This window comes from Anaerorhabdus sp. (genome assembly GCF_036637135.1).
Taxonomy (GTDB): Bacteria; Bacillota_I; Bacilli_A; order Erysipelotrichales; family Erysipelotrichaceae; genus Anaerorhabdus.
Genome location: NZ_JAVWNC010000063.1, coordinates 1 through 10,684, shown reverse-complemented (window position 1 = coordinate 10,684; position 10,684 = coordinate 1). Strand labels below are relative to the sequence as shown.

Genomic DNA, 10,684 nt, shown 5'->3' with positions numbered 1-10,684 from the left:
GGTTCTTCTGGTGTTGGAATTTCTTCATCTGTCTTTAGCATATCATCTAGTGAAACACCATATAATCTTGCTAGTAAGATAAGATTATCTGTATCAGGTGATGATTCAGCTCTTTCCCATTTACTAACTGCTTGTCTCGATATACCCAATTCTTGAGCCAAGTCTTCTTGTGACAATCCCCTTTGTTTTCTTAATTCTACTAGACGATTTGCGATTTCTATATTCATAATCGTTTTCTCCTTTATTTACGAGTTAATCATACTAGATAACTACTGGTTGCCTCTACCAATTCTACTTTTCATTGGGGCAACTATAGGTTTCATATGCTAATTATAACCTATAAATAAGCCTATTTTGTAATAAAAATGACCAAATTGATATTGATAAAATATTCCTTTTTCGATTAGGCATAATAAGACTTGTTATCCATTGAAAAATGTGAAAAAAAGGAATATACTATCAAAGACCGGTTTTTGTTTGAAAGGAGACCCAACATGGAATTGAAAGATATACAAGACTTAATTCATTCTGATGAAATAGCAAGAAAAGATGTTGATGGTGCACATCAACGTAAATATGACTTGAAACAAAAGATTGCGAATGAGAAAAAACATATCAGTGATGAAGCTTGGGAACAAGTTAAAAGAGAAGTAGATCAAATCAAGAAAGAGCTAGATGAAGGAATTCAAAAAGCGACTGAAGATAACAACAAGGAATTTAAAGATGTTTCATCTAGAATCCAACAAGTCTATCAAACAAAAAAAGATGAGTGGTGTGAAACAATTATAAAACATTGTCTAGATTAAGCTTGAAGGAGGAGAACCATGTCAAATAAGGCAGCAGGTGCACTTACCGCAAAAGCAAAAGCAATGTTTGGTAAACGAATCCGAACGGAAGATTACCAAGCAATGCTACAAAAGAAGACAGTGGCGGAAGTAGCATCCTATTTAAAAAATGATACTTATTTCAATGAGGTTCTGGCGGGAATTAACGAAAAATCAATTCATCGTGGACAACTGGAAGCTTTGATACGTCAAGATTTATTTCAAAGGTTTTCAAGTTTAATGCGATATGCGAACTCACCGAAAGGTGGTTTTTACCGTTATGGAATCATTGAGAATGAAATCCATCAAATCTTAAACTGCATACGATCATTTGAATCAAAAGATTATATGCAATTTATAGAAAAGATGCCAACTTATCTTGAACTACAAACTTCATTCAAGATTAGTGACTTGGCAAAAGTAAGAAGTTTCGATGAATTGTTAGATGTTATTAGTCATACTGACTATGCACCAATAGTGAGACAATTCAAAACTGTACATGGCGAAGACTTTGATTTTACAGGTTGTGAGAGTGCATTACGCAATTATTACTTCGATACAGTACTTAAAATTATTGATTCGGATTTCTCTGGAAAAGAGAAAGAAGATTTACGCGATATTTTCTTAACTCAAATTGAGTTAGAGAACATTACGAAAATTTATCGTTTGAAGAAATATTTTGAAACACCAAGTAATCGTATAAAGGAATTAATCTCTCCTGTGCATTTGAGATTTTCGAAGAAAGATCTAGATTATATTATTGATAACTGTAGTGCGGATGAATTATTTGATTACTTATCGAAGTCTGCCTATAAAAACTATACTGATAATCAACGATTTATCTATATTGAATATCATACAAAGAAGATTAACTATAATATAAATAGAAGACATCTAGCGTTTAGTAATAACCCTGACATTGTTTTGTTGTCATACATGTTATTATCTGAAACTGAAGTTCAAAATATTGTGGATATTATAGAAGGTATACGATATAGAATAGCGCCTGAAAAGATTGAGCGCTTACTAATTTACTAGAGGGGAGAATATATGTCGATTACAAAAATGAAACTTGTGAGTATTTCGACGGATGAAAGTAATTACGAAGAAATGCTTAAACGCTGTGAAACTTCTAAATACCTTCATGCGGAAAATGCGACTTCAATTGTAAATGAAGATAATGCAGGAAGAGTACTTTCTGTCGAGAATGTATATTCTGATTATGTTAATACACTAAAGAATATAGGTCATAGTATTGGGTTTGAAATGAAATCAAAACCAACTATTGACAAGACTTATACAAATGAAGAAATAGAAGCGTTCTTAAAGAATGTGGAAGAACAATTTAAAGTTGTTAGTGATTCTGTTGAATCTAATAGTCTTACAAGCGATGATGAAATTGCATTAGAAACATTAAGAGTTCTAGATTTCACATCAATGCATGATTGCCAATACATTTCATTTGGTATGGGAAGATTACCAATTGAAAGTGTTAAGAAATTAAACTTAATCCAAGATACAAAGTTTATTACTGCAAAACTACACCAAACTTCTCAATATCAATGGATAGTGTATGCAACATCAAATACACATGTTCGTGAAGCTAAGAAAATGTTTGATGGTTTATATTTAGAGGAGATTAAGATTCCTACTGTAGATAGTAAGAAAATTATTGCTCAATACGAAGAAGAACTTACAAATGTTTACACGTATTGTGAAGAAAGAAATAGATTATATTCTTTACACCAATATGTAGCAATTTTTGAAAATCATTATGTAGTAACAGGTTTTGTTCCTACAAGTGATGTGGATAAATTCAAAGCTGAGTTTAATGGGGTTGATGTTAAAGTCGAACCACATAATCCAGATGATGCACCACAACTTACACCTCCAACCTTACTTAAAAACAATTGGTTCTTTAGACCATTTGAAATGTTTGTAACAATGTATAGTTTGCCAGCATATCGTGATATTGATCCTACTGTATTTGTAGGATTAACTTATTGCTTATTGTTTGGAATTATGTTTGGTGATTTAGGTCAAGGATTCTTGTTAGTACTTGCTGGATTATTCTTAGAAAAGAAATCTAGAAATAAACTTGCTGGTATTGTAGGACGTGTTGGATTAACATCGATGTTCTTTGGATTTATGTATGGATCTGTATTTGGAAATGAAGAAATTCTTATTCCAGTTCACCAAGGATTATTCAATGTACATGAAAAACTAATTAATGTTATGGATGGAAATTTCACAATGACATTATTAATCACTGCAGTTGTGATTGGGGCAGTACTCATCTTAACTACAATGTTAATAAATATGTATGTTCAAATTAAACGTAAAAAATGGGGAGAATTACTATTCAGTCAAAATGGTGTTGCTGGATTTGTATTCTACGGATTTATCTTAGTCGCTGTCGGTATGACAATGATTAATCCAGGCCTCAATATGTTGACACCAGCTTGGTTAATTCCATTTATTGGTGTTCCTATTGTTTTATTCTTCTTCAAAGAGCCACTTACTCACCTCATGGAAGGTAAGAGTATTAAACCACATGGTGGTTGGGGCAATTTCTGTTTGGAAACATTCTTTGAAGTATTTGAAATCTTGTTGAGTTTTGTTACAAACTCAATGTCTTACCTTCGTGTAGGCGGATTCGTACTAAGCCATGCTGGGATGATGCTCGTTGTTATGACACTTGTTGAAATGACAGGGAATGCAGGTCCGGTAGTATTTGTAATTGGTAACTTATTCGTTATGGCACTTGAAGGCTTAATCGTAGGTATTCAAACACTACGTCTTGAATATTATGAAATGTTTAGCCGTTACTTTGAAGGCGGCGGTAAGAAATTTATTCTTATTTCATCAGACAACTAATTAGGAGGAAGAATTGTTATGTTATCTTTTGTTGAAATGTTTTTACCACTCATCGCAGTGGTACTTGTAATTTGTCCTTTATTCTATATGGGTAAAAAAGGAACAAACGCTAAAAATGCGAAATTTAAATTAGTAGCACAAATTTCAATCTTTGCGGGTGTATTTGCACTTGCAATGGTATTCCAATTGAATGGTATGGTAGCTTTAGCTGCTGAAGGAACAAATGCAGCTGTTTCAATCGTTGGAACAAATGCACAAGGTATGGGATTCTTAGCTGCTGCATTATCTACTTCATGTTCTGCAATTGGTGCTGGTATTGCCGTTGCTGCTGCTGCACCTGCTGCTATCGGAGCTATCTCAGAAAATTCTGAAAACTTTGGTAAAGCAATCATTTTCGTAGCATTAGGTGAAGGGGTTGCCATCTATGGTCTATTAATCTCTATCTTAATCATGAATAAAATCTAGGAGAAAAAACTGTGAAAGTATTTTGTATTAGTGACAATGTCGATACACAAATGGGGTTACGACTTGCAGGTATTGAAGGTATAGTTGTCCATGAACGTCAAGAAGTACTTGATGAATTGGAAAAATGCATTCAAGATCCTGAAATAGTAATTGTTTTAATGACGACTAAGATTGTGAATACTTGTCCTGACATTATATCTAATATGAAACTAAATTATTCCAAACCACTTTTAGTAGAAATCCCTGATCGACATGGATCTGCAAAAGTAGGAGAAACAATCGACAAGTATATTAGTGAAGCAATCGGCATTAAATTGTGAGGTGAGAATTATGATGAAAGAAAAAGAAGCACTTGAAATTATTGAAAGCGATGTTCATGAACAAGTACAATTAGTAATTGATCAAATTAATTATGAAGTTAAGAACATGGAAGAAGATCAAATCAACTTTTTCAAGGAAGGTTTAAGAAAAGAAATAGAAACATATAAGGAAAAAGAACTCAATGATTTGAGACTTTTTGCTGCGACACAAGCCTCACAAAATAAGTTGAAAACAAAACGTGATTTACTTCATTTGCGTACGCAATTAGTCACTCAATTATTTGATGATGTAAAAAGTAAACTAGTATCATTCGTAAATAGTTCTGATTATTCAAACTTCTTGGAAAAGAGAATTGAACAATTGGGTGCAATTGATACGGATGGATATTTTGAAGTTCGTAAAGAAGATACAGCATTATTAACTGAAATATTGAAGAAACATAATTGTCAATGTAAGGTAGTGGAAACATTAATTCAACTTGGTGGATTCCGTTATGTTAATCCAAACAAAGGATATGAAGTTGATAATACATTGGATTTCAGTTTACAAAATGAAATGACATGGTTCCAGAATAATTCTGGATTTACCATTTAGAAAGCAGGGGGAATTAATATGGACAATCGTATTTATTCTATTAATGGACCTGTTGTAACTGTAAGAAACTCAAGTGACTTTAGTATGCTAGAGATGGTAAATGTTGGAGATGCAAGATTACTTGGAGAAGTTATCGGTATTACTGGTGATAAAACAACTATCCAAGTTTATGAATCTACAACAGGATTAAAACCAGGGGAACCTGTGTATTCATCTGGTTCACTATTATGTGCACATTTAGGACCTGGTATCTTAAAGAATATTTTTGATGGTATCGAAAGACCACTTAAGGATATTGCAGCTACACAAGGTGCATTCATTAGTGAGGGTAAAACAATACCTTCATTGGATGAAGCAAAGAAGTGGAAAGTGGCAATGAAAGTAAAGGTAGGAGACACTGTAAAAGGTGGGGATATCTTTGCGACTTGTCCTGAAACAGATTTAATTGAACATCGTAGTATGATTCCAGTAACAATTTCTGGAACAGTTGAATATGCAGTAGGTGATGGTGATTACACGGTTACTGAAACTTTAGTTAAAGTTAAAACGGATTTAGGAGAAGTGGTTGATGTTAAGTTAGCACAAGACTGGCCAATTCGTAATCCTCGTCCTGTAGGCCATCGTAAGCCTATCACATTGCCTTTAGTTACTGGGCAACGTGTTATTGATACTTTATTCCCAATCGCTAAGGGTGGTGCTGCGGCAGTCCCTGGAGGGTTTGGTGCAGGTAAGACAATGACACAACACCAATTAGCTAAATGGTGTGATGCAGATATTATCGTTTATGTTGGTTGTGGAGAACGCGGTAATGAAATGACACAAGTTCTTGAAGAATTTAGTGAATTGATTGACCCTAAATCGGGTAAACCATTATTAGACCGTACCGTGTTAATTGCGAATACTTCTAATATGCCCGTTGCGGCTCGTGAAGCAAGTATCTATACAGGTATTACATTAGCTGAATACTATCGTGATATGGGATATCATGTTGCGATTATGGCTGACTCAACATCTCGTTGGGCAGAAGCACTTCGTGAAATCTCAGGACGTCTTGAAGAAATGCCAGCTGAAGAAGGATTCCCAGCTTACTTACCTTCTCGTATTTCACAATTCTATGAACGTGCAGGATATGTTGAAACATGCAATGGATCAGAAGGATCTGTAACAATTATCGGAGCTGTTTCACCTCAAGGTGCTGACTTCTCTGAACCAGTAACACAAAATACAAAACGTTTCGTTCGTGCTTTCTGGGCACTTGATAAATCACTTGCGTATGCACGTCACTTCCCAGCAATTAACTGGAACTTAAGTTATAGTGAATATTTAGATGATCTTGATCGTTGGTATTCACAAAATGTTGCGCGTGATTTTACTGCACTACGTAGTGAAATGGTACAAATTCTACATGAAGAAAATCAATTAATGGAAATTGTTAAGTTAATTGGATCTGATGTTTTACCAGATGATCAAAAACTGACAATTGAAATTGCGAAAGTAGTTCGTGTTGGATACTTACAACAAAATGCATTCCATCCAGATGATACTTTCGTACCATTTGCGAAACAATACAAGATGTTGAAAGTAATTTCATACTTATATGAAGCATGCAAACCATTAATTCAAAAGAAATTCCCAATTAGTTCAATTCTTAAAACTGGAATTTTTGATGAAGTAATTAAAATTAAATATGATGTACCAAACAACAACATTGCTTTGTTGGATGGATACTTCGATAAAATCGATAAAGCATTAAGTACAATCGAATAGAAAGGAGGAATTTTGATGGGTCTTCAATTATTAGGATTAGAAGAAATTAGTGGATCACTTGTAGCCTTAGATCATGTTAAGAATGTTTCAAATGAAGAAATGGTTGAAATAGAATTAGCGAATGGGACAGTTCGTTCAGGACGTGTAGTTCAAATCGAAGGTGAAAAAGCAATGGTTCAGGTGTTTGAAGGAACAGCTGGATTATCAAAGAAGAATACAAAAACGCGTTTATTAGGTCACCCAATGGAAATTGCCTTATCAAAAGAAATCCTTGGTCGTGTATTTAATGGAGCAGGGAAACCAATTGATGGTTTAGGCGATGTTTATGCAGAGAAATTTGCGGATATTAATGGTAAGCCATTAAATCCAGTATCTCGTCAATATCCTCGTAACTATATCAATACAGGGATTTCAGCGATTGATGGATTAAATACATTAATTCGTGGACAAAAACTTCCTATTTTCTCAGGAAGTGGTATGCCACATGATAAACTTGCAGTACAAATCGTACGTCAAGCTCAAATTGCTGATGATGATGGTAAAGGTTTTGGTATCGTGTTTGGAGCAATGGGGGTTAAGAATGACGTTGCGGATTACTTCAAACGTTCATTTGAAGAAACTGGAGTTATGGAAAAAGTTTGTATGTTTGTTAACTTATCCAATGACCCAATTATTGAAAGAACACTAACACCTCGTTGTGCTCTTACTGCAGCTGAATATTTGGCTTATGAATTAGATATGCATATTCTTGTTATCTTAACAGATATCACTTCATATTGTGAAGCTCTACGTGAGTTCTCAAGTAGTAAAGGAGAAATTCCTGGACGTAAAGGATATCCTGGATATTTGTATTCTGACTTAGCTTCTTTATACGAAAGAGCAGGTATTATTAAGACATCTAAAGGATCTGTAACACAAATTCCTATTTTAACAATGCCGAATGACGATATTACTCATCCAGTACCAGATTTAACTGGGTATATTACAGAAGGTCAAATCGTGTTGGATCGTAACTTACACCAAAATGGAGTATATCCTCCTATTGGATGTTTAGCTTCTTTATCACGTTTGATGAAAGATGGTATTGGAGAAGGATTTACTCGCAAAGATCATCAAGATGTTGCGAACCAATTATTCGCATCTTATGCGCAAGTTCAAGAAGCTCGTTCACTTGCATCTGTAATTGGTGAGGATGAATTATCTGAAAGTGATAAACGATTCATGGAGTTTGGACGTTTGTTTGAAAAAGTATTCGTTGGTCAAGGGTTTGGCGTAAAACGTTCAATCATTGAAACATTGAATTTAGGATGGGCACTATTATCAACTCTACCAATGAGTGCATTAGACCGTCTTGATCCTGAACTTATTAAAGCAAACTATGATCCAGAACGTGCAATGCGTACCATTAGTCTAGCGTTACAAGGAGAAGAATAATGGCTACCCAAGTATTTGCGACCAAAGGGAACCTTATGGCAGCTAAGAAATCATTAGTATTAGCTAAAATGGGTTATGATCTTATGGACCGTAAACGAAATGTATTAATACGTGAAATGATGATGTTGGTTGATAAAGTAAAATTGCTTCGTGATGAAATAACGGATAGTTATCAAGAAGCTTACTACTTACTTCAACAAGCAAATGTTTCTACGGGTGTTATTACAAGCATTGCAAGTCAAGTAAAGATAGATACTGGTGTACGTGTTACTTATCGTAGCGTTATGGGTGTTGAAGTACCAAATATTATCTACCAACCTGAAGAGTTAGAAATCCAATATGGATTTGAACAATCTTCTTCAAAGGTGGATGAAGCGTACCTTCAATTCAATAAAGTAAAAGAATTAACAATGATCCTTGCAGAAGTTGATAATAGTGTATACCGTCTTGCGAATGCAATACGTAAAACGCAAAAAAGAGCAAATGCATTAAAAAACATTGTTATTCCTGATTTTGAATCTCAAATTAAATTTATTACGGAGGCTTTAGAAGAAAAAGAACGTGAAGAATTCTCACGTCTAAAAATCATCAAAGCAAATAAGGAAAGAGATGCAAATCAACATAAAGTAAACTAAGAAGTTGGAAACAACTTCTTTTTACATGAAAAAAATGTGCAAACACTGCACATTTTATATTGGACCACCATGATGTTCTCTAGTTTTAGGAATACATGGTGTAGGGCTAGAAGAATCGAGATTACCATTTGAGTCATAAATGCAAAACTTCAGCTCATTATTATTTGAAGTTAAAACATTTAAACTAGGAAATGTAAAAGATAGGAACAATGTTAAAAAGATCATAGTAGAAAGTATAGTCTTTGTTAAAGTTTTGTTCATCGTTATTCCTCCTGTCTTTATTATACAGGATTATTTACTAGAAAAATGTTCGAGAATAAATAAAAATATAATGGATGAGTTATAGAAATTAGAAAAAGTTTCGAGCATTTCACTTCTTTGAATATGTTGAATTTGCTTGTGTTAAAATAGATTTGGGAGAACATTTATGAAAAATAGTGATTATTTGGGCATAGTAATACGTAAAAGAAGAAAAGAGTTAGGATTAAAAACAGAACAATTAGCTAAAAAAGCTAATTATTCTAGGTCTCATATATCAAGAGTTGAGAATGGTACAATAGATGTAAACGATGAAGTGTATAGCGTTATATTTAAAATCTTAGGTATAACTTATAAATCCAATGTCGATAGTACAGAATTTAATAATGATATAGAAAAGATATTGAATATGTTTCTTTTTAATGATGTAGATCGTAAGTTTATTGAAAAAGTAATAAAGTCATCAGAAAAATATATATGCTCAAAATCTTATCCGAAATACCTGATCGCTAATATGATCTATAAAATTAATTTTTATCCATTGAGTGATGAAACGGGAAAATACATCAATGAAATGACTAAAATAGCGGAATTATATAATCAAAAAGAAAAGCAAATTGTTTATGATTATATAGGGTGTTATTACATGGATTCTAATTTTGAATTAGCTAAAGAGTATTTTAATAAAGCATTAGAATGCGGTAAATATAAACATGCAACAAGTTTACTATACTATCATTTGGGTATGTTATACTTTAGGCTTGGTAGTTACTTTGAAGCATATGAGTTTTGTAGAAAAGCTTTTGACGAATTTTCATTAGAATTGAATTATAAGAGAATGTTCTATACAAAACTTCATATGGCTATAATCAATTCGAAAAGTGGTAATTATGATAATGCGTATTCATTATTTAATGAAATGATACATAATCCCAATCACACAGATGTACAACTACAATTAGTTTATGGAAATTTATGTTGGTTATTAATAAAGAAGTCAAAATTTGATGAGGCATTGATTTATGCATTGAAGAGTAGTAAAAACTATCCAGACTATTATTTTCATTTAGCAATTATCTATATTGCGTTAAATCAAAATGAGGATGCAAATCGAATAATTATTGATGGATTAAGTAAATTGAAGGATGAGTTTCAAAGGAATAAATTGAAAATACTAAAGAAAAGTATTGATGGTGAAACAAAAGATCAAGCCTATGAAGAATTACTAATTGAAACATATAATTATATATATAACAATAAAGACAGCGAATCAATTTTATATATAAAAAATTTACTTATAGATTATTACAAAACAAAACATGCATATAAAGAAATGTATAAATACATGATAAAATAGCGAGAATAAATTATTATTCCATGTTTTATTCATGTTTTTTTTTAATTTTCTCGAGCATTTTTATATGGTTTTCTATGATAAAATTCAAGTATTAAAGAGATGTGCATAAGAAAATGCATTAATATGAAGATTACCTTAAGTATACAATTTAA

Annotated in this window: 11 protein-coding genes; 10 read left to right on the top strand and 1 reads right to left on the bottom strand. The window is 32.8% G+C overall.

The window, feature by feature from the left end; all coding sequences use genetic code 11:
• The coding region (locus RR643_RS09890; RefSeq protein ID WP_332483110.1) for a helix-turn-helix transcriptional regulator at window positions 1–227 on the bottom strand (227 nt) is incomplete at its 3' end.
• 267 nt (window positions 228–494) lie between these two features.
• Between RR643_RS09890 and RR643_RS09885 the strand changes: the two genes are divergently transcribed.
• The 10 genes from RR643_RS09885 (at window position 495) to RR643_RS09840 (ending at window position 10,532) form a co-directional block, all read left to right on the top strand.
• The gene (locus tag RR643_RS09885) at window positions 495–806 is read left to right on the top strand and encodes a hypothetical protein (RefSeq protein ID WP_332469402.1); all 312 of its coding nucleotides are present in this window, start codon (window positions 495–497) and stop codon (window positions 804–806) included.
• Window positions 807–824: 18 nt separating this feature from the next.
• Complete coding sequence (locus RR643_RS09880; RefSeq protein WP_332469401.1) at window positions 825–1,862, top strand: V0D/AC39 family V-type ATPase subunit; 1,038 nt, start codon at window positions 825–827, stop codon at window positions 1,860–1,862.
• Between the two features lie 12 nt (window positions 1,863–1,874).
• Window positions 1,875–3,701: a V-type ATP synthase subunit I gene (locus RR643_RS09875; RefSeq protein WP_332469400.1), complete on the top strand. Its 1,827-nt coding sequence runs from the start codon at window positions 1,875–1,877 to the stop codon at window positions 3,699–3,701.
• Window positions 3,702–3,719: 18 nt separating this feature from the next.
• Window positions 3,720–4,166, top strand: a complete 447-nt coding sequence (locus RR643_RS09870; protein WP_332469399.1) for an ATP synthase subunit C — start codon at window positions 3,720–3,722, stop codon at window positions 4,164–4,166.
• An 11-nt stretch (window positions 4,167–4,177) separates the two neighbouring features.
• Window positions 4,178–4,486: a V-type ATP synthase subunit F gene (locus RR643_RS09865; RefSeq protein WP_332469398.1), complete on the top strand. Its 309-nt coding sequence runs from the start codon at window positions 4,178–4,180 to the stop codon at window positions 4,484–4,486.
• A gap of 10 nt (window positions 4,487–4,496) precedes the next feature.
• The gene (locus RR643_RS09860; RefSeq protein ID WP_332469397.1) at window positions 4,497–5,081 is read left to right on the top strand and encodes a V-type ATP synthase subunit E; all 585 of its coding nucleotides are present in this window, start codon (window positions 4,497–4,499) and stop codon (window positions 5,079–5,081) included.
• Window positions 5,082–5,099: 18 nt separating this feature from the next.
• Window positions 5,100–6,848, top strand: coding sequence for a V-type ATP synthase subunit A (locus RR643_RS09855; protein WP_332469396.1), 1,749 nt, complete (start codon window positions 5,100–5,102; stop codon window positions 6,846–6,848).
• 15 nt (window positions 6,849–6,863) lie between these two features.
• A complete protein-coding gene (locus tag RR643_RS09850; protein WP_332469395.1) occupies window positions 6,864–8,282 on the top strand; it encodes a V-type ATP synthase subunit B in 1,419 nt (472 codons plus the stop codon).
• Window positions 8,282–8,917 (top strand): V-type ATP synthase subunit D, encoded by a 636-nt coding sequence (locus tag RR643_RS09845; RefSeq protein WP_332483109.1) that lies wholly within the window; start codon window positions 8,282–8,284, stop codon window positions 8,915–8,917. The genes RR643_RS09850 and RR643_RS09845 overlap by 1 nt, the downstream gene beginning before the upstream one ends.
• A 427-nt stretch (window positions 8,918–9,344) precedes the next feature.
• Window positions 9,345–10,532: a helix-turn-helix domain-containing protein gene (locus RR643_RS09840; RefSeq protein WP_332483108.1), complete on the top strand. Its 1,188-nt coding sequence runs from the start codon at window positions 9,345–9,347 to the stop codon at window positions 10,530–10,532.
• Window positions 10,533–10,684: the final 152 nt, after the last annotated feature.